The following is a 19369-nucleotide window of genomic DNA, read 5'->3' as shown; positions in this document are numbered from 1 at the left end:
TCAGCCGCAGCCGTTAGTCCTGCAAATGTGGTGCGCCCACGCTGGCGATTTCTTCTTCAGTCAGCGGGCGGTATTCGCCCGGAGCCAAATCCTCATCCATCACGATGGCGCCAATCCGCTCGCGGTGCAGTTCGACAACCCGGTTGCCCACCGCCGCGAACATGCGTTTCACCTGGTGATAGCGCCCTTCGCTGATGGTCAAACGCACCAGAGTGTCTTCAATTTTTTCCAGTTGTGCCGGACGGGTCAGATCTTTTTCATTATGCAACTGCACGCCTTGGGCAAACTGCTGTGCGGTATCTTCCGCCAGCGGATGCTCCAGCGTGACCAGATAGGTTTTCTCACAATGATGTTTCGGTGAGGTGACGCGGTGCGACCACTGCCCGTCGTCAGTCATCAGCACCAGGCCAGTGGTGTCGATATCCAGCCGACCGGCGGCGTGCAGTTTATAAGCGACCGGCTCATCGAGGAAATACAGCACCGTCGGGTGATCGGGATCGTCCGTAGAGCAAACGTACCCCTGAGGCTTGTTGAGCATGAAATAGCGTGGGCCGCTCAACTGTTGCAGCGGGTTGCCGTCAAACGCCACCTCCTGCTCCGGGGTCAGTTTGACCGCCCCGCTCTTCACCACTTCACCGTCCACGGTGACGCGTTTTGCCCGAAGTTCACGCGCTACCAGCGCGCGGCTAACACCTAACTGCTGAGATAAAAACTTGTCCAGTCGCATTGAATCTGCTTTGCCTGTCGTTGTTATGATCGCATTGATCGTATTGCTAAAATATGACGCCCGCCGTTGCACCAGGTGCAACAGGGCAGGTTCGGAGAGGGGGAAACAGCGATTACTGTGACGGGAGTATAGCGGCGGAAACGGCCCCCTGACAGAGGTAATTTCCGCACTTCTCGCACCGCATGCGCTCACAAGGCATAATAATAGAAATTTTTTAGCCGCCTGAGGAGTAAAATGTCACTGTTTCTGTGGGTTCAGATGTTGCAAAACATGTTCCCGGCGGCCCATTTCAACCAACGGCGTTAATTCATGGCCTTTACTCTACGCCCCTACCAACTGGAAGCGGTCGAAGCTACCATCAAACATTTCCGCCAGCATTCTCAACCGGCGCTGATTGTGCTGCCGACCGGTGCAGGCAAAAGTCTGGTGATCGCCGAACTGGCGAAGCGCGCACGCGGCCGGGTATTGGTGCTGGCCCACGTGAAAGAGCTGGTGGCGCAAAACCACGCCAAATACTGCGCCTACGGGCTGGAGGCGGATATCTTTGCCGCCGGGCTGCAGCAAAAAGACAGCGCCGGCAAAGTGGTGTTCGGCAGCGTACAGTCCGTGGCGCGTAATCTGCCGTTGTTCGACGGCGCATTTTCCCTGCTGATTATCGACGAGTGCCACCGCATCAGCGATGACGATGACAGCCAGTACCAGCAAATTATTCAGCACCTGCAAAAATCCAACCCGCAGTTGCGGCTGTTGGGGCTGACCGCCACACCTTACCGGCTGGGTAAAGGCTGGATTTATCAGTATCACTACCACGGCTTTACCCGCGGCGATGCCGGCAGCCTGTTTCGCGACTGCATTTATGAACTGCCGCTGCGCTACATGATCAAGAACGGTTATCTGGTGCCGCCGGAACGGCTCGACATGCCGATTGTGCAGTACGATTTCAGCCGCCTGGAGGCCAGAAGCAACGGCCTGTTCAGTGAGGTAGACCTCAACCGCGAGCTGAAACAGCAAAATCGCATCACACCGCACATCATCAGCCAGATCGTCGAATATGCCGAAACGCGCAAAGGGGTGATGATTTTCGCCTCCACCGTTGAGCATGCTCGTGAGATCCACGGCCTGCTGCCGGCCGGTGAGGCCGCGCTGGTCAGTGCCGAAACGCCGGCCGCCGAGCGGGATGCGTTGATTGAGGCGTTCAAACAGCAGCGGCTGCGCTATCTGGTCAACGTGGCGGTGTTGACCACCGGCTTTGACGCGCCGCATGTCGATCTGATCGCCATTTTGCGCCCCACCGAATCCGTCAGCCTTTATCAGCAAATCGTCGGCCGCGGGTTGCGGCTGGCTCCCGGCAAAGAGGATTGCCTGATCCTCGACTACGCCGGCAACCCGCATGACCTGTTTACGCCGGAGGTGGGCGTCAGCAAACCGCACAGCGACAGCCAGCCGGTACAGGTATTTTGCCCCGGCTGCGGCTTCGCCAACCTGTTCTGGGGAAAATGCACCGAAAATGGCGACATCATCGAGCATTACGGCCGCCGCTGCCAGGGCTGGCTGGAAGACGATGATGGCCATCGAGAACAGTGCGACTACCGCTTTCGTTTCAAGAGTTGCCCGCACTGTGGCGCAGAAAACGACATTGCTGCGCGCCGCTGCCACCAGTGCCAGGAAGTGCTGGTCGATCCCGACGATATGCTGAAAGAGGCGCTGAAACTGAAGGACGCATTGGTTCTGCGCTGCGGCGGTATGGAGTTGCAAAGCGGACGCGATGAAAAAGGCGAGTGGCTGAAGGCCACCTATTACGATGAAGACGGCACCAGCACCAGCGAGCGTTTCCGCCTGCAAACGCCGGCGCAGCGCAAAGCCTTCGAGATGCTGTTTCTGCGCCCGCATCAACGCGCGCCGGGGGTGCCGTTCAGTTGGCAAACCGCCGCCGACGTGCTGGCCCAGCAGGCACTGTTGCGTCATCCGGATTTTGTCGTGGCGCGCAAACGTGGGCAATTCTGGCAGGTACGGGAAAAAGTGTTCGATTATCAAGGCCGCTTCCGCCGGGCCAACGAGCTGTATTGATGCCCGCATCGCGCAGATTCGGGAGGTTTCCATTGCCCTGCCGACGGCTTTCCGTTAAAATGCCGCCCGCTTTAGCTGGGTTCGCCCGGTGCTAAAGTGGTTTATCGAACCTGTTACTGGGTCGCCTTAACAGGGTAAATTTTCTTTTAAGAGAAAAAACAATGTTCACTATCAATGTACAAGTACGTAAAGACCAGGGTAAGGGTGCGAGCCGCCGCCTGCGTGCAGCTAACAAATTCCCAGCTATCGTTTACGGTGGCGAAGAAGCTGCAGTTTCCATCGAATTAGACCATGATTCTGTAAAGAACATGGAAGCTAAACCAGAATTCTACAGCGAAGCAGTAACTCTGGTTATCGACGGTAAAGAAACCAAAGTTAAGGTTCAGGCTGTACAGCGTCACCCGTTCAAGCCAAAACTGACCCACATCGACTTCGTTCGCGCGTAATCGCAACGTATTCGAGCTTTTCGGGACGCCGAAGTAGAAAACGCCGCAATTGCGGCGTTTTTTATTGTCTGCGATTCGGCAAAGGTTACTTGTTGCCGCCGTTTAACCGGCGTTGCAGCTGATCGCGCAGGTTCGGCGGCGTGCCCTTAATCGTCAGCGTATCCGTTGCCGCATCCCAGAACACCCGTTCTCCCAACAGCATGGCGTCAAAGTTCATGCTGATGCCGCCGCCGCTGCCGGCGAACTTGGTCAACTGGCGCAGAGTGCCGCGATCGGCCGGGAAGCTGTCTTCCAGTTGATAGCCCTGTTCGCTGGAGAATTGCAGGAAATCTTTCTCGCCCACCGGCGCGATCTCTTTCGACAGTTCCTGCAGCTCGATTTCCTCGCCGGCCTGCAGCTGTTCGTTGCAATAGCTGTAAACCTGCTGGCGCACCGACTGGCGCTCATTTTTATCCAACTGGGCGTCGGCGCAATAGTCGTCAACCGCCTGCAGCAAGCCCCGGTTCTGCGCTTTGGTGTCCAGCCCTTCGGCCGCCGCCAGGAAATCCATAAAGAAATCGGACACCTTGCGCCCCACCCGGCCTTTCAGGAAGGTCAGGTAACGGGTGGACTCCGGGTTGGTTTCCCATTCGGTCAGATCGATGCGCGCCACGATATCGGCGTGGTTGATGTCCAGATAATGGGTGGTGTTGATATCCAGCTCTTCGTTAACGCGTGAACTGTTGCGGCTGTTGAGCACCGCAATCAGCAAGTACTCTGTCGACAGGTAGCGGTACTGGCCGAACAGCACCACGCCGCCTTCGGCAAACGGGTACTTGCCCAGCTCATCGCGCAGACGGCCGGTTGCCGCGCGACTGAAGGCCAGAAAATCCTTATCGTCCTTGCGGCAGGTGCGCAGCGCATCCGCCAGCTCACTGCCTTCATTGAACAGGCCATAAGCCTTGCTCTTGGCACTGTAGACACGATGCAGTTCCTCCATCATCTCTTCCACCGCCGCATTGGTGGGAAGAAGAGAGTCGCGCAGCACCACGTCCAGCGTTTGTTCGTCGCGTTTTACCAACTGGTGCAGAGCGATCTGGTCGATATCCAGACTCATGATAAATCCTCCTGTTCTTTGAGCGCGTATTCAAGCACCGAAGGCTTCGCCCTGCAACTGTAAAGCGGGATCGGCAAACGATCGTTACCTTAACGGCTACCACGCTATAAAAGAGCGGAAAATCACGGCTCTATACGGTAAGATATGGGACTTTGTCAGGCTTTGAGCGCAATTTTTATGCCACAATCATCCCGTTACAGTGACGAACACGTTGAACAACTGCTCTCTGAGCTGGTCAATGTTCTGGAAAAACACCATACTCCCACCGATCTTTCTCTGATGGTGCTGGGCAACATGGTAACTAATCTGATCAACACCAGCGTTGCTCCCGCGCAGCGGAAGACGTTGGCAAGATCGTTTGCAGAAGCTCTGCAAGCTTCTATTCGTGAAGACAAAGCGCATTAATAATTAATTATGGTGACAAACCGTCAGCGTTATCGTGAAAAAGTCTCCCAGATGATTAGCTGGGGGCACTGGTTCGCCTTATTCAATATTCTGCTCGCCCTCGGGCTGGGCAGCCGCTATCTGTTTGTCACCGACTGGCCCTCCTCCCTGTTGGGCCGGGTTTATGCCCTGGTCAGCTTGCTGGGGCATTTCAGCTTTATCGTTTTCGCCGGCTACCTGTTGGTGATATTCCCGCTGACCTTTGTGGTGATGTCACAGCGGCTGCTGCGGCTTATTTCCGCCGCGCTGGCCACGACCGGGCTAACGCTGTTGCTGGTAGACAGCGAAGTGTTCACGCATTTCCACCTTCACCTTAACCCGGTGGTGTGGGAACTGGTGGTCAACCCGGATCAAAGCGAGCTGGCGCGCGACTGGCAACTGATGTTCATCTGCGTGCCCGTTATCTTCCTGGTGGAGATGTTGTTTGGCACCTGGAGCTGGCAAAAGCTTCGCAGCCTGAACCGCCAACACTTTGGCAAGCCGTTGGCCGTGCTGTTCATCAGCGCCTTTTTTGCCTCGCACCTGATTTATATCTGGGCCGACGCCAATTTCTATCGCCCGATCACCATGCAGCGAGCCAACCTGCCGCTTTCCTACCCCATGACCGCACGTAAATTCCTTGAGAAACACGGCCTGCTCGATCCACAAGAGTATGAGCGCCGTTTGGTGCAGCAGGGTAATCCGGAGGCCGTAGCGGTGGAATATCCACTCAACGATCTCAGCTACAACGACAAAGGCAGCGGCTATAACCTGTTGATGATCGTCGTAGATGGCGTTCGCGCCCAGGATATGACGAAGGATATGCCTGCCCTCACCCGCTTCGCGCAGGAAAACGTTCGCTTCAGCGATCACTACAGTTCGGGCAATCATGCAGATACCGGCCTGTTTGGCCTGTTCTACGGCATTTCGCCGACCTATTTGGACAGCATTCTCGCCGCGCGCAAACCTTCTGCCCTGGTGAACGCACTTAGCGCCCAGGGTTATCAGTTTGGCCTGTTCTCGTCCGACGGCTTTAACGCCAGCCTATATCGTCAGGCACTGTTGACCGACTTCTCGCTGCCGACGCCAAACAGGCAAAACGATGCAGTCACCACTCAACAATGGCAGAATTGGCTGGCCGATCAGAACAACAAGGCTCCGTGGTTCTCCTACATCAACTTCCGTGGCGCTGAACCGGCAGCCAATGAAAAAACACCGGCCCCGGCCGACTTTATTCAACGTTACCGCGCCGGTGCGCAGGATGTGGACACGCAGATTGCGGAGGTGCTCAGCACGCTGAAAGCCCGTGGCGTTCTGGATAAAACGGTCGTGGTGATTACCGCAGAACACGGCGTTGAATTTAATGACAGCGGCAAAGGCTACTGGGGTGCTGGCAGCAGTTATAACCAACAGCAGCTGCAAGTGCCGCTGGTTATCCACTGGCCGGGTACGCCAGCTCAGACCATCAATAAGCTGACCGGCCATAACGATGTGATGCGCACGCTGATGCAGCGTTTACTGCACGTTAAAACGGCCCCTAACGATTACTCGCAAGGTGAAGATCTGTTCACCGCACAGCGCAAGAATAACTGGGTCGCCACCGGTGATAACAACCTGTTGATCATCACTACGCCAACACAAACCCTGGTGCTGGACGGCAATGGCACTTATCGCGCGTACGATAAAAACGACAAAGAAATAAAAGACGAGAAACCGCAGCTTACCCTGCTGTTGCAGGTGCTGACTGACGTTAAACGCTTCATTGCCAACTAACTGCTTAAAATACAAGCAATCAGGCGCTGCTACTCTTGCATTGATTTTGGTTAAGGGTAGTATAATTTGCCATAGCGTCGGCATGTAGCGCAGCTTGGTAGCGCACCGTCATGGGGTGTCGGGGGTCGGAGGTTCAAATCCTCTCATGCCGACCAAACATCCTTAGAGAAACCAACCCTTTGCGGTTGGTTTTTTTATGCCTGCAATTTGTATGTAACGCCCCCCCGGCAACCCCATCTACATAACAATAGTCAGTGCCAAATTCAGACATTGCCCCTGTAAACTATCTAAATATGCCATGCTATACTGACAAAAATTCACCTGAATATGGGTAGTTGTTAATGAAATATTGTTCAGAGGGGCTTGCCAATGCAACCTGCTAAGAAATGGTCGCAGGAGCTGGAAGGGTTACGTGGTCTGGCTTCTTTATGGGTCGTTTTGGGCCATATCTGTATATTAACCAGCTTTCGCTTCCCCATACTTTCAGATCCTGGAATCGGGGTTGATCTATTCATCTTGCTTTCTGGCTACCTGATGGCTAAAAATTATGTGGAGCGTAAAGAGAAAGAACCTTGGACTGAAAGTGCAACCTTCAAGAAATTTTGGCTACGCCGTTTCTTCCGTATTGCCCCGCTTTACTATGTATTACTCATTTTTGCTATTGGTTTTGGCAGTTATTTTGGTGAAGCTCGGGAAACCATCAGCAGTTTTTATAGCGCAACCCAAACTGATAGTTCGCGCTATAGCGATAACTCGTTCTTAAACATTTTTACCCATGTAACGTTTATGTTTGGCTTTCTGCCAAGTTTTTCATTTAATACCGTGCTGCCAGACTGGAGTATAGGGCTGGAAATGCAGTTCTATTTCCTGTTCCCATTCATAATGTTAGCAGTAATGCAGTTAGGCTTCGCGCGGGCCTGTTTTACCGTGATTGCACTGTGCATGATTGCTAAACAGTTGTTGCCTAATTACTTTTCCTCGTTCCCTATGCCATCAATGATACTGATAAAGTTGCATCTTTTTATAGCTGGCATGTTTATTTCTGAAGCTATACGCGGAAAAAGCTTTAAATATGTGTTTTTTGCCTTGGCCACAGCTTGCGTCAGTATTTATATGCAAGATAGTTTTAACAAGATCCGTTTTCTGGCTGAAATTGGCATGCTCTTGATGTTGGCTACGATTCTTTGGCCAAGAGTTGAAGGAAGTCTCTGGGCCAATGTACTGCGTTTCCCTCGCTGGATACTGACCAATAAGATTAGCGTCTTTATGGGGGATGTTTCCTACTCTGTGTATCTGCTGCATCTGTTAATAGTTCTTCCTGTCATCGCTTTCCTGCTGTCAAATCCCCAATTTTCCGGGTTGCCTTCCATAGCAAGATTTATGACTGCATCTATTATCATTTTACCCATAACTTATGGGGTTGCAGTGTTTCTCTATAAATTTATCGAAAAACCGGGTATCAAACTGGGCAAAACAATTATTAGCCGTAAGCTGACCAAAGCCATTGTCTTGCCGTAAAAACAAAGGTAGATGATTCAATATCCCCCCCTGTAATATGTACAAGGGGGGGGGTAGATAAACCCAGTAAGTTTTCTCTCAATCGATGTCGGTTTAACGATACTGATTAAAAAAATGAAATAAAAAAACCCCAGCAATCATTTAGATTGCTGGGGTTTAAGACGTGCTAAACGTCAGTATAACTTAATATGGTGCCGGCTACCGGAATCGAACTGGTGACCTACTGATTACAAGTCAGTTGCTCTACCAACTGAGCTAAGCCGGCTAAATTTGGCGGAAGGACAGAGATTCGAACTCTGGGAGCTGTTACACTCGACGGTTTTCAAGACCGTTGCCTTAAACCACTCGGCCATCCTTCCAATGGGCGCAGATATTAACGATACCGTTATGAAATGTCTATCGTTTCATGCAAAAAAATGCAGTAAAAAGCGCGTTTGCTTAAACTTCATGCAAGTGGCGGTTAAAAAATGAAAAACCCCGCCAAAGCGAGGTTTTATTGTTCAGCGCAATGGGGCTTATTTAGGCTGAGAATCGTAGTCTGAACAAGTCTGGTACCCCTTGTTCATCACATGGCCGGTGTCGCTGTAACTGACAAAATAGGTTTGCACTTTACCGTCGCGCGGCGCCACAGCGTAGGTGTCGCATGTGCCCTCCGCATTAACCAGCGTTGCAGAGGTAGACGGTGGGCCGGCAATTGCCCGCACCTGCTGTTTAGTCATCCCTACTTTTACATCGCTTACCACAGGTTCCTTCACGTAACTGGCGGCCCTGTCATAAGCGGTACAGCCGGCAAGAATGGAAAATGTCGCTGCGGTGCAAACGGCTAAAACCAGCTTATTAGTCATGGCTTGTCCTCTTGACGTACGTTTGTTGTTCTCTAAGTGTAGAAGAGGAAAGGCTTTTCTACAAACGTCACTTTGTCGATAGGTGCGGTTCACTCCTCCGCGCCATCAGAAACCGGAATAGATCGCACAGTAAAAAGGCCAACAGGCTAACGCCCATCACCGGCAGGCAAACGCCCAGTAGCAACGTGAGGCTGACGATCAGCAACAGCGGCCCTTTGGGCGTTTTGCGCAGCAACATAAAGGGTGAGCGCAGCGGTTTACGCACTGCCCGAGTGGGCCGGCCGCGCCACCACATCAAATACCCCATCACCACCATCGCCACCAGCCCGGCAGCGAAGGCCACCAACACCAGCTCATTTACCAGACCGAACAAGATACCCATATGCAGATCGATACCCCAGCGCGTCAATTTGGCTGCCAGCGGATACTGTTCGAACCTGACCAGATCAACGATCGCCATCGTCGCGGGATCGATTGCCACGGCATCAACCTGCGTCGGCCACCGGCGATCGATCTCCATCACCGCCCAAGCCTGGCCCGCCGCTGCCGGCTGCCTGATTTCAACCCTGCCGGCATCAATGCCTGCCGTACGTGCGACAGCCAGCGCTCTGTCATACATGGCACTGTCCTGAGGCGACTCAGCCATTGCCATGTGCATCTTGTGGCCACGGTGTTCGGCATGCTCATCAGCAGGCAGTGCGTTCTGCCCACCCACTGCCGTAGACAACGAGGGGGTCGCCCAGCCCAGTTGCTGTCGCAACACGCTGATATTCTCACCGGCCCACTGCGACCAGGTCAGCCCGGTGGCGGAAAAGAACAACAGACCGATGAGCAACAGCACACCGCTTTTCTCATGCAACCAACGTAAACCTTTACGCCCTGGCCTCGTCTGTTTGCGCTTGCGTGCGCCCCAGAGCATCAATCCCCCGAGCGCCGCGATCCACAACCAGGACGCTGCCAGCTCGCTATAATTGCGACCAAAATCCCCCAGCAGCAAACTGCGATGAAATTGATCCAACCAGGTGCGCAGCGGCAATATGCCACTGGTGCCATAAACCGTCATTGCGCCATGCGTTTGCGCGGTCACCGGATCGACAAACACCGCCAACCGTTCAGAGGCCTTTAATCCCGCAACGTCAAACAACACACGAGTATTCTCGCCTTCGCCAGGTGACGGCCTCACCGCCGAAAGCGAAGCCTGCTGCGGTGCTGCCGCCTGAGCGGCGGTTATCTGCCGCTCTAGCGGCAGTGTCGGCCCGGTGCTGTCGTTAAATAACTGCTGGGCATACAGGCGGGATTCAATTTGCGGCGTCAATGCGTAAAATATTCCACTCACTGCGGCAATAAGTAAAAACGGCCCCACAAACAGACCAATATAGAAATGAATCCGCATCATCAACGGAATAAACCAACTGCGGGTGGTTACCTGCCGATTAATATTCTGCGCAACCGCAGGCGACGCAGAAGTGCGTTCAGACATGATAGGTTATCCGTGGTCAAATAGAATAATGGCGAAATCTACCCGAATTATTTTCATTTAACAAACAGATTTCTTCTCTGTTTAGCTTAATTCTCATTAATGTTACAATGCGGGCACAATTACCGTCATCATCAATCATTTCTCCTCTGACTCTGGAAGACCTTCCTGGTGAAACTGTCCACTCAACATATGCGTACTCTGGCCTGGCTGGGCTTATTCGCTATGTTGATGGTTTTCATCGCGCCGTCCATCTCCTCGCATCTCTCTAAAAACAACATAAATAACAAAGATATGACTATGGATATGCCGATGAGCGGGGAGCATGACGAGCATATGGCGATGATGAGTCATCAGCCAGAGGACAGCCCGCCCGCAGGCCACGGCATGGCGGATATGGCCTCCGGCGCCTGTTTTGACCTCTGCGGCTATTGCAGCCTGTTACATCACAACCCGCCGCTGATGGCCCTGATACCTGCGGCACCGCCCCTGCCGATTCAATGTGCCCCCCGTCTCATTCACGCTATTTACCTCGTTATTACTCTGGCCACCTTTCCATTTTATCAAACACGCGCCCCACCGTTATTTCCACATTCAGCACAGCCACTTTAATTTATATGCTTATTTATTCAGGCAGGGTTTATTACGCCCAAAATAAAATAGCCTAAAACGTAATTAACTTTTACTTTCCAGATTGAAATCCCTTCAATTATTTCTGCGCGACAGGCTAGAACTGCGGACCTATTATCAGTAAACGCGATCAGAAGCCAAAGTCACTCAGGGCCGGAATATCATCCGGTCGGCGGCCAAGCGGCCAATGGAATTGACGGTCCTGTTCACGGATCGGCATATCGTTGATACAGGCATGCCGGTTAATCATCTGGCCGTCCGGATTAAACTCCCAGTTCTCGTTGCCAAAGCTGCGGTACCAGTTGCCAGAATCATCACGCCATTCATAGGCAAACCGCACTGCGATACGCGCGCCATCGAACGCCCAAAGCTCCTTAATCAACCGGTACTCCAGCTCTTTAGCCCACTTGCGCTGCAAGAACTTGCAGACCGCCTCCCGGCCATCAACGAACTCAGCCCGATTGCGCCAATGGGTATCTACAGAATAAACCTGAGATACACGTTCAGGATCGCGGCTGTTCCAGGCATCCTCCGCCAAACGGACTTTCTCGATGGCTGATTCACGGGTAAATGGCGGTAACGGGGGTTTAATGCTCATTGTTCACCTCTGGGCTTAGGATTAAGTAGACAGGTTTGTCTACTTAATTAAGCTAGCGCATGTAGACAGAGTTGTCTACAATCGATCCGATAAATAATTTATGAGGTGCTCTGATGTCTGTTACAACCAGCATTCTGCCTGCGCGCCAGCGTATCCTGCTGACGGCGCACGATCTGTTTTACCGTGAAGGTGTGCGCGCGACCGGTATCGATCGCATCATCAGCGAATCTGGCGTAACAAAAGTGACGTTTTATCGGCACTTCCCCAGCAAGAACGATCTGATCGCAGCGTTTTTAGCCAATCGCCATGAGCAGTGGCTGGCCTGGTTTAACCAATCCCTGGAACGGCATGTTGCAGAGCAAGGCAATGTGCTGTCTGCTTTAACGCCCTGCCTTGCGGAATGGTTCAACGATCCGCACTACCGCGGTTGCGCTTTTATCAATACGGCGGTGGAATTAGCGGATATGCTGCCGGAAAGTCTGAACATTGCACGGCAGCACAAAGAGCAGATGGCCGACGCAATTGCACGCCGCCTGCCTGTCGGCCCGCGGCAGGAACAGCAAGCGGCAATGCTGGCAATGTTGATAGACGGGGCGATCGTCAAAGTGCAAATTGAGCAGCAACCACAACAGACATTGCTGCTGATGAGTGGAATGCTTGAGGCGTTGGCGCTAGCCTGGCTCGATCAATAATTGGCCCAGATCCCCGGCGTCACCAGCTCCAGCAGGTGGCCGTCGGGATCGCGGAAATAAATACTCTCCCCGCCGTGTTCCCAGGTCATCCGCCCTTCTATCTCTATACCATGCGCCGTCAGATGCTGCTCCCAATGCGGTAACTGTTCTTTCGCCACCGCCAGCCCGATATGCAATGGCCCGTTGCCGTCATGCGGAGGAATATACCCTTCCGGATAATGTGCCCCCTTAAGCGAGTCGCCTTCAATAAACAGCAGCAATACGCTTTGTTCGCCCACGTTGTAGGCACGAAAACGCTCGTTGGCCACCATCGCCGGCAGCTTTAACACCTGTTGGTAAAAAGTGTTGGCGCGTTCGATATCGCGCACATACAGGACCGTTTCAATAACCCGATCTATGCTGAGCTCCATACTAACCTCCTGAGGTGTCTATCTATATAGGTAGAGCTTAGTCACACAAGGGGGCGGTGAAATAGCAATCCGTGCCGGGCAAATATCCATTTGTGCCTAATCGCAGGCAAAAAAAAACGCGACCCGGAGGCCGCGTGGTCACTTTCACACTTTGTTGCTTAGAACTGGTAAACCAGACCCAAGGCAACCACGTTGTCGGTGTTGATGCCAGCAGCTTTGGTGAAATTGTTGTCATCCAGAAGGTTGATTTTGTAATCAACGTAAGTGGACATGTTTTTGTTGAAGTAGTAAGTCGCACCCACGTCAACATACTTCATCAAATCCTGATCGCCGTAACCTCGGTCGATGTCCTTGCCTCGCGATTGGAGGTAAGCCACGGACGGACGCAGGCCAAAGTCAAACTGGTACTGTGCAACAACTTCGACGTTTTGCGCTTTGTTGGCGTAGCCGTAAACAGTGCTGCCACTGCTGCCGAAACGGGTAGCGTTGTAAGACTGGGTGTACATCGCCGCCAGGTAAACGTTGTTGGCGTCATATTTCAGACCGCCGCTGTAAGCTTCGGCTTTATCGCCACGGCCGAGAATATTGCTGTAGTTGCCGTTCACACCATTTTGGTCGTTCGTACGATCGGAAGAGAAGTAAGCGGCTGCAGCGCTGATGCCATAGCCCAGATCGTAGGACGCAGACATGCCATAACCGTCACCGTTCTGCGCCAGCACGTCGCGACCGTTATTGGATTCGGTCGCGCTGTCATTTTTACCCTGATATTGCAGGGCAAAGTTCAGGCCATCGACCAGGCCGAAGAAGCCGGTATTACGGTAGGTCAGCACGCCGTTGGTGCGCTGGAACATGAAGTTATCTGCCCCGTAGGTGTCACCGCCGAACTCCGGCAGAACGTCGGTCCATGCACCGATGTCATACAGTACGCCGTAATTACGGCCGTAATCCAGCGAGCCGTAGTCGCCAAATTTCAGACCGGCGAAACCGACACGGGTAAAGTTATTGTTATCTTCACTTTCCGCACGATTGAGGTTCGCCTGATATTCCCACTCGCCATAACCGGTCAGTTGATCGCTGATTTGGGTTTCGCCGCGCAGACCAAAACGCATATAAGACTGGTCGCCGTCGGAATTCTTGTTGTCGGAGAAATAGTGAAGACCATCGATTTTACCGAACAAATCCAGTTTATTTCCGTCTTTGTTGTAAATTTCCGCCGCGCCTGCAGTGCCTGCAACCAGCAGGGCGGGTACTATCAGAGAGAGTACTCGAAGTTTCATCGTTATTATCCTCATTAATTATGTCGAGCTATGGCCACTGCCCTTCTGAGCATTATTAGCACGACTGTGCATTACCATTCTGGTAACAGGGGTTATATTAATCCAGAAAGAAAATGATACCAAGTACCCAATAGTGTTTCATTATAATTAACAAATGATTCAAAATGTAAATATGCGCGAACTTCCACAAAACATTACAGACAAAACAAATACAGCACATAATGATAAAAAATACATTAATTAATATAAAATCATTAGGTTATACAAAAATATAAGAAAAAAAAGATAGCCATACAAAAGTGATCAACAATAAGCACATTGTGCCAAAAGCATCCCATCCAACTGGCGCTATAATTGCGCCGCTATCATCATTATTTTCATTATTACCTTCATTATCTATACGATAATTTTTATCCATTTCGACCGGCTTCTGGCCGGTTTTTTATTTCTTCATGCACCGAAACCCTTCTTCAATCGCATTTTTTGCCAAGAAATAATAACCCATCGATATCATTACCCTAATTAACTGCAGCACAAATCGCTAACATTTCTCATTGACTGCAGTTTAATCGCATTATTTAAAAAGTATTCGATTGCTTAAATGGCGTTTTTTTTCAGCACGACCTACGCTCAACCCATTTGTCTACCAGACAGCAAAAAATGTCCTGCAACAAGAAGACGGTCGAAGATATTTCAATCCGATGAAACGCTATAGCAGCCCTCCGCCCTGGCCGATGCCCCCCGACGGCAGCGCGAATCCTTTCGACCCGGATCGCGGATTGTGATAAAAACAGTCCATTACTTTCAATCAGCACTTCCATAACAGATTCTGATGCCCACATGACTTCTACCCTGTGCAATGAACAGCAAAAACCCGGTGTCCCGGCACAGATTGCCACGCGCCTGGCCTTTTTTGTCGCCGGTTTCGGCATGGCCGCCTGGGCACCGCTAGTGCCCTTTGCCAAAGCACGTATCGGTATTGATGATGGGTCGCTGGGTTTGCTGCTGCTGTGCATCGGCGCCGGTTCCATGCTGGCCATGCCGCTGACCGGTTATCTGACCGGTAGGTTGGGTTGCCGACCGGTGATCCTGCTCGCCGGCCTGGCATTGTGCATTGATTTACCCTTGCTGGCGCTGATGGACAGCACCGGCGGCATGGCGCTGGCCTTGTTGCTGTTTGGCGCAGCTATCGGCATGATCGACGTAGCGATGAATGTGCAGGCCGTGGTGGTCGAGCGCGCCAGCGGCAAGGCGATGATGTCCGGCTTTCATGGTTTCTTCAGCGTCGGCGGCATAGCCGGTGCCGGCGGTGTCAGCGTGGTGTTGTGGCTCGGGCTGTCGCCCTTGTTGGCAACGCTGATTATCGTACTGACCATTGCAGCCCTGCTGGCGCTCGCCAGTCGCAATTTACTGCGCGAGAGCGGTGGCGAAGAAGGTGGGCCCCTGTTCGTGCTGCCGCGCGGCTGGGTGATGTTTATCGGCATCCTGTGCTTTATCATGTTCCTGGCGGAAGGTTCAATGCTCGACTGGAGCGCCCTGTTCCTCACCACCCTGCGCGGCGTAGCAAGCAGCCAGGCCGGTTTAGGCTACGCGCTGTTTTCCATTGCCATGACCATCGGCAGGCTGAATGGCGATCGCGTGGTGAACTCCCTGGGCAGGTATAAGGTGCTGTTGCTCGGCAGCCTCTGCGCGGCCATTGGCCTGAGCCTGGCGATTGTCTTCAACAACGCGATGATTTCGCTGGTTGGCTTTATGCTGGTTGGATTGGGCGCTTCCAACGTGGTGCCGATCCTGTTCAGCGCGGCGGGCAACCAACATGATATGCCGGCAAACCTGGCCATCGCTTCAGTGACTACCGTAGGCTATGCCGGCATTCTCGCCGGGCCGGCGCTGATTGGCTTCATCGCCCAGTTCTTCAACCTGACGGTGGCTTTTGCCTGCGTCGCCGTATTACTCCTGGCGGTTACCGCCAGCGCCAGAGCCGTAACCCGTTGATTCAGGAATGTGCAGTCAACTATGCAAAACAAACAACTGACGATTAGCTCAAGCAATATTACCCGCTTCTTCCTGTTATTTACCGTCCTGCTGACGATTGCCATCGGCCTGTATGGCTACAACTACACCAACGCCTGGCTGGCGGAGAAAAAGTACGCGCTGAACAGCATCGCCAACGGCCTGCAAAAACGCGTAGACAACTATCGCTATATCACCTACCAGATCTACGATAAGTTCGGCACGGTCTCTTCTTTAAGTCCCGATCCCAGCTTGCAGGAAACCCGGCTACGCCCGGACGTCTATTATGTAGAGAAACCGCACAAAAAAACCGATGCGGTGATTTTTGGCAGCCACGACGACAGCACACTGGCCATGATCGCCAGAATTTCGGATTACCTGGATACCCGTTGGGGCGCCAAATCTGAAAGCTACGCCATGTATTATCTTAATGGCCAGGATAACAGCCTGAGCCTGATCACCACTCAACCGCTGAAAGAGCTGGCCTCACGCTTCAGGGAAAGCTACCTGACGTCGTCGGCGGAGGATCGTCGGGCAGAAATGCTGCAACAGGCCAACATGCTCGACGAACGGGAAAGTTTCTCCAGCTTGCGCAAACAGCGCTTCCAAAACGCCTACTCATTTTCAATCCGCACCACTTTTAATCAGCCGGGGCACCTGGCTACGGTCATTGCTTTCGATCTGCCGATCAACGACATCATTCCGATTAATATGGCGCGTTCCAACTTTATGTTGCAGCCCGATGATATCGATTTGGACGACAACACTCTGCCGGTGGAAACGACCACCAACGCCAGCGTATCCTTGACCTCCAGTTGGGTGGAGTTCAGCGCTCCGCTGCCGAATGCGCCGCTGAAAGTGGTTTACCGCGTATCGGCCCTGAACCTGGCGATTGACCTGCTGCGTAACAATGTGTGGTTGGTCGCCATCAATCTGCTGCTGTTGGTGCTGTCGATGATCGGCATTTACTCTATTCGTCGTCAGTACATCCGGCCGAGCGAAAGCATGGCGGTTGAACTGGAGGCCGAACGTGCGCTGAATCAGGAAATCATTGCCAGCCTGCCTTCCGGCCTGCTGGTGTACAGCTTCGCCAGCAATACGGTGATCGCCAGCAATAAAATTGCCCAACATCTGCTGCCCCACCTCAGCCTGCAAAAAATCGCCCATATGGCCGAGCAACATCACGGCGTCATTCAGGCAACGGTCAACAATGAGGTGTACGAAATTCGCATCTTCCGCAGCCAGCTATCGCCGGAAACTTACCTGTTCCTGCTCAACGATCAGGACAAGGAAGTGATGGTGAATAAAAGGTTGCAGCAGGCCCGCCGCGAATACGATAAAAACGTGCAGGCGCGTAAACTGATGCTGCATAACCTGGGTATCGAACTGAACCAACCGGTGCGCCAAATGCACGATCTGGCCGATCGCCTGCGCACCCAGCCGGATGAGGAACAGCAACAGACGCTGCTGAACCAATTGGTCGAGGAATCGGCATCGGTGTTGGGGTTGATCGAGAACATCACCTTGCTTACCCGCCTGGAAACCCAGGACTGGCAGCCTTCGCGCCAGCCTTTCAACCCTGCCGCTCTGATAGATGAGCTGCTGCTGGAAGCCTTGCCGGCCATCAATCAAAAAGGTCTGTCGTTGTTCAACCATGTCAATCTTGACGTTGAACAGCACTATATCGGCGACGCCAACGCGCTGCGCAAAGTGATCTCACTGCTGGTCCATTACGCCATCATCACTACCGCTTGCGGCAAGATTTCGCTGGTGATCGACCATGAGCCGGAACACCAGGATCGCCTGGTATTCCATATCAATGATACAGGTTCGGGCATTTCCAACGAAGAAATCAGCAACCTGAACTATCCGTTCCTCAGCCAAACGTTGGTGGATCGCTTTAATCATGGTTCTGGCCTCACCTTCTTCCTGTGCAACCAGCTGTGCAAAAAGCTCAACGGACAGTTGGACATCCGCAGCAAGGTAGACATCGGGACTCGCTATACCATCCGCGTGCCGATGGAAATGGAGAAAAAGGACACCGAAGCGCAGGAGAAACTGCTCGACGGCGTGACCGCGCTGCTGGACATCACGTCCGAAGAGGTGCGCGGTATCGTCACCACCTTGCTGCATGCCTATGGCGCGAGCTGCATCATTGCCGACGACCGCCAGGTTAATCGCGACTACGACGTGCTGCTGACCGATAATCCGCAAAGGGCCGACGACTATACCCTGCTGCTGGCCAGCGATGAGGCCGGGTGGCAACAGCTTGAAAAGCGTTATATTCGGGTAAACTATAACCTGAGTGGCGCAATGATAGACGCCGTGCTGATGCTGATCGAACAGCAAATGGCCGCTCTGGAACAGGAAGAAATCGCGCTATCACTGACCGCCGATGACATCCAACTCTATGAAAAACAATTGAAATCAAGTGATTACTATGGCCTGTTCGTTGATACAGTACCCGATGATGTCAAAAAACTGTATACTGAGGCGGGCAGCAGTGATTTCAATGCTCTGTCACAGACAGCACACCGCCTGAAAGGCGTGTTTGCCATGTTAAATCTGCTTCCCGGCAAGCAACTGTGTGAATCGTTAGAACAGCACATCGCAGACGGTGATGCGCTCAAGATCGAGAATAACATCAGTCAGATTGATTTTTTCGTCAGTAGACTGCTGCAGCAAGGTAGCCAACAACATGAATAACCTGAACGTAATTATTGCTGATGACCATCCTATCGTACTGTTTGGCATCCGGAAGTCACTTGAGCAAATTGAATGGGTGAATGTCGTTGGGGAGTTTGAAGACTCGACAGCGCTGATCAACAATCTGTCCAAACTGGACGCTAACGTACTGATCACCGACCTTTCGATGCCGGGTGATAAATATGGCGACGGCATCACGCTGATCAAATACATCAAACGTCATTATCCGCAATTGTCGATCATCGTTCTGACCATGAACAACAACCCGGCAATTTTGAGCGCCGTGTTGGATCTGGACATCGAAGGCATCGTGTTGAAACAGGGTGCGCCAACCGACCTGCCGAAAGCGCTGGCCGCGTTGCAAAAAGGCAAAAAATTCACGCCGGAAAGCGTCTCCAAACTGCTGGAGAGAATCAGCGCCAGCGGCTACGGTGATAAGCGTCTGTCTCCGAAGGAGAGCGAAGTTTTGCGCCTGTTCGCCGAAGGTTTCCTGGTGACCGAGATCGCCAAGAAACTCAACCGCAGCATCAAAACCATCAGCAGCCAGAAGAAATCGGCCATGATGAAGCTGGGTGTCGAAAACGATATCGCGCTGCTCAACTACCTCTCCTCCGTCAGCATGGCACCGCTGGATAAAGAGTAAAACCGTCACGGTTAACCGAGGGCGCGGC

At 52.7% G+C, this 19369-nt stretch carries 18 protein-coding genes and 3 tRNA genes; 11 read left to right on the top strand and 10 right to left on the bottom strand.

Features of this window, described 5'->3' with window-relative positions; genetic code table 11:
* Positions 1-13 precede the first annotated feature (13 nt).
* Positions 14-727 carry a 16S rRNA pseudouridine(516) synthase RsuA gene (rsuA, locus tag ACUTSW_RS13635; protein ID WP_445584636.1) on the bottom strand — a complete coding sequence of 238 codons (714 nt, stop codon included), beginning with the start codon at positions 725-727 and terminating at the stop codon, positions 14-16.
* 309 nt (positions 728-1036) lie between these two features.
* On the opposite strand from rsuA, the gene ACUTSW_RS13630 reads away from it, so the two are divergent.
* Entirely contained in the window at positions 1037-2794 is a 1758-nt protein-coding gene (locus tag ACUTSW_RS13630) for a DEAD/DEAH box helicase (protein ID WP_445584635.1), read from the top strand.
* Between the two features lie 161 nt (positions 2795-2955).
* Complete coding sequence (rplY, locus tag ACUTSW_RS13625; RefSeq protein ID WP_004947109.1) at positions 2956-3240, top strand: 50S ribosomal protein L25; 285 nt, start codon at positions 2956-2958, stop codon at positions 3238-3240.
* Positions 3241-3325: 85 nt separating this feature from the next.
* Here rplY and yejK read toward each other — a convergent pair whose 3' ends face one another.
* Positions 3326-4336, bottom strand: a complete 1011-nt coding sequence (yejK, locus tag ACUTSW_RS13620; protein WP_004947114.1) for a nucleoid-associated protein YejK — start codon at positions 4334-4336, stop codon at positions 3326-3328.
* A 177-nt stretch (positions 4337-4513) separates the two neighbouring features.
* On the opposite strand from yejK, the gene ACUTSW_RS13615 reads away from it, so the two are divergent.
* The 4 genes from ACUTSW_RS13615 (at position 4514) to ACUTSW_RS13600 (ending at position 8050) form a co-directional block, all read left to right on the top strand.
* Positions 4514-4741 (top strand): YejL family protein, encoded by a 228-nt coding sequence (locus tag ACUTSW_RS13615; RefSeq protein ID WP_006317912.1) that lies wholly within the window; start codon positions 4514-4516, stop codon positions 4739-4741.
* Between the two features lie 9 nt (positions 4742-4750).
* Positions 4751-6532, top strand: a complete 1782-nt coding sequence (gene yejM, locus ACUTSW_RS13610; RefSeq protein ID WP_062868063.1) for an LPS biosynthesis-modulating metalloenzyme YejM — start codon at positions 4751-4753, stop codon at positions 6530-6532.
* Between the two features lie 78 nt (positions 6533-6610).
* Positions 6611-6687 (top strand) — tRNA-Pro (locus ACUTSW_RS13605).
* A gap of 214 nt (positions 6688-6901) precedes the next feature.
* Positions 6902-8050: an acyltransferase family protein gene (locus ACUTSW_RS13600; protein ID WP_062868071.1), complete on the top strand. Its 1149-nt coding sequence runs from the start codon at positions 6902-6904 to the stop codon at positions 8048-8050.
* A gap of 189 nt (positions 8051-8239) precedes the next feature.
* On the opposite strand, the gene ACUTSW_RS13595 is transcribed toward ACUTSW_RS13600, so the two are convergent.
* From ACUTSW_RS13595 to ACUTSW_RS13580, 4 genes are all read right to left on the bottom strand, one after another.
* Positions 8240-8315: transfer RNA gene (locus ACUTSW_RS13595), tRNA-Thr, on the bottom strand.
* A 6-nt stretch (positions 8316-8321) separates the two neighbouring features.
* A tRNA-Ser gene (locus tag ACUTSW_RS13590) sits at positions 8322-8409 on the bottom strand.
* 156 nt (positions 8410-8565) lie between these two features.
* Positions 8566-8895: an osmotically-inducible lipoprotein OsmE gene (gene osmE / locus ACUTSW_RS13585; RefSeq protein ID WP_445584634.1), complete on the bottom strand. Its 330-nt coding sequence runs from the start codon at positions 8893-8895 to the stop codon at positions 8566-8568.
* Between the two features lie 67 nt (positions 8896-8962).
* Positions 8963-10375, bottom strand: coding sequence for a PepSY-associated TM helix domain-containing protein (locus ACUTSW_RS13580; protein ID WP_445584633.1), 1413 nt, complete (start codon positions 10373-10375; stop codon positions 8963-8965).
* Positions 10376-10543: 168 nt separating this feature from the next.
* On the opposite strand from ACUTSW_RS13580, the gene ACUTSW_RS13575 reads away from it, so the two are divergent.
* Complete coding sequence (locus tag ACUTSW_RS13575) at positions 10544-10984, top strand: DUF2946 domain-containing protein (RefSeq protein WP_445584632.1); 441 nt, start codon at positions 10544-10546, stop codon at positions 10982-10984.
* Between the two features lie 148 nt (positions 10985-11132).
* On the opposite strand, the gene ACUTSW_RS13570 is transcribed toward ACUTSW_RS13575, so the two are convergent.
* Positions 11133-11600 carry a nuclear transport factor 2 family protein gene (locus tag ACUTSW_RS13570; RefSeq protein ID WP_004947138.1) on the bottom strand — a complete coding sequence of 156 codons (468 nt, stop codon included), beginning with the start codon at positions 11598-11600 and terminating at the stop codon, positions 11133-11135.
* A 113-nt stretch (positions 11601-11713) separates the two neighbouring features.
* Between ACUTSW_RS13570 and ACUTSW_RS13565 the strand changes: the two genes are divergently transcribed.
* On the top strand, positions 11714-12292 hold the full coding sequence (locus ACUTSW_RS13565) for a TetR/AcrR family transcriptional regulator (protein WP_445584631.1): 579 nt from the start codon (positions 11714-11716) through the stop codon (positions 12290-12292).
* On the opposite strand, the gene ACUTSW_RS13560 is transcribed toward ACUTSW_RS13565, so the two are convergent.
* The 3 genes from ACUTSW_RS13560 to ACUTSW_RS13550 all read right to left on the bottom strand — a co-directional run bounded on the left by ACUTSW_RS13560 (position 12286) and on the right by ACUTSW_RS13550 (position 14397).
* Positions 12286-12702: a VOC family protein gene (locus ACUTSW_RS13560; RefSeq protein WP_004947147.1), complete on the bottom strand. Its 417-nt coding sequence runs from the start codon at positions 12700-12702 to the stop codon at positions 12286-12288. The two genes, ACUTSW_RS13565 and ACUTSW_RS13560, sit on opposite strands and share 7 nt — an antisense overlap.
* Before the next feature lie 158 nt (positions 12703-12860).
* Positions 12861-13979, bottom strand: a complete 1119-nt coding sequence (locus tag ACUTSW_RS13555; protein WP_062868075.1) for a porin OmpC — start codon at positions 13977-13979, stop codon at positions 12861-12863.
* A gap of 259 nt (positions 13980-14238) precedes the next feature.
* On the bottom strand, positions 14239-14397 hold the full coding sequence (locus ACUTSW_RS13550; protein WP_445584630.1) for a hypothetical protein: 159 nt from the start codon (positions 14395-14397) through the stop codon (positions 14239-14241).
* A gap of 422 nt (positions 14398-14819) precedes the next feature.
* On the opposite strand from ACUTSW_RS13550, the gene ACUTSW_RS13545 reads away from it, so the two are divergent.
* From ACUTSW_RS13545 to rcsB, 3 genes are read left to right on the top strand one after another with little or no spacing between them, the layout of a single operon-like run.
* A complete protein-coding gene (locus ACUTSW_RS13545) occupies positions 14820-15974 on the top strand; it encodes an MFS transporter (RefSeq protein ID WP_241921933.1) in 1155 nt (384 codons plus the stop codon).
* 21 nt (positions 15975-15995) lie between these two features.
* The gene (gene rcsD / locus ACUTSW_RS13540; protein ID WP_445584629.1) at positions 15996-18698 is read left to right on the top strand and encodes a phosphotransferase RcsD; all 2703 of its coding nucleotides are present in this window, start codon (positions 15996-15998) and stop codon (positions 18696-18698) included.
* The gene (gene rcsB, locus ACUTSW_RS13535; protein WP_004947156.1) at positions 18691-19341 is read left to right on the top strand and encodes a response regulator transcription factor RcsB; all 651 of its coding nucleotides are present in this window, start codon (positions 18691-18693) and stop codon (positions 19339-19341) included. The genes rcsD and rcsB overlap by 8 nt, the downstream gene beginning before the upstream one ends.
* Positions 19342-19369: the final 28 nt, after the last annotated feature.

The organism is Serratia sp. TSA_198.1 (assembly GCF_052686505.1).
Note: the sequence above shows the minus strand (reverse complement) of the source record. Positions and strands in the feature narration are given on the sequence as shown.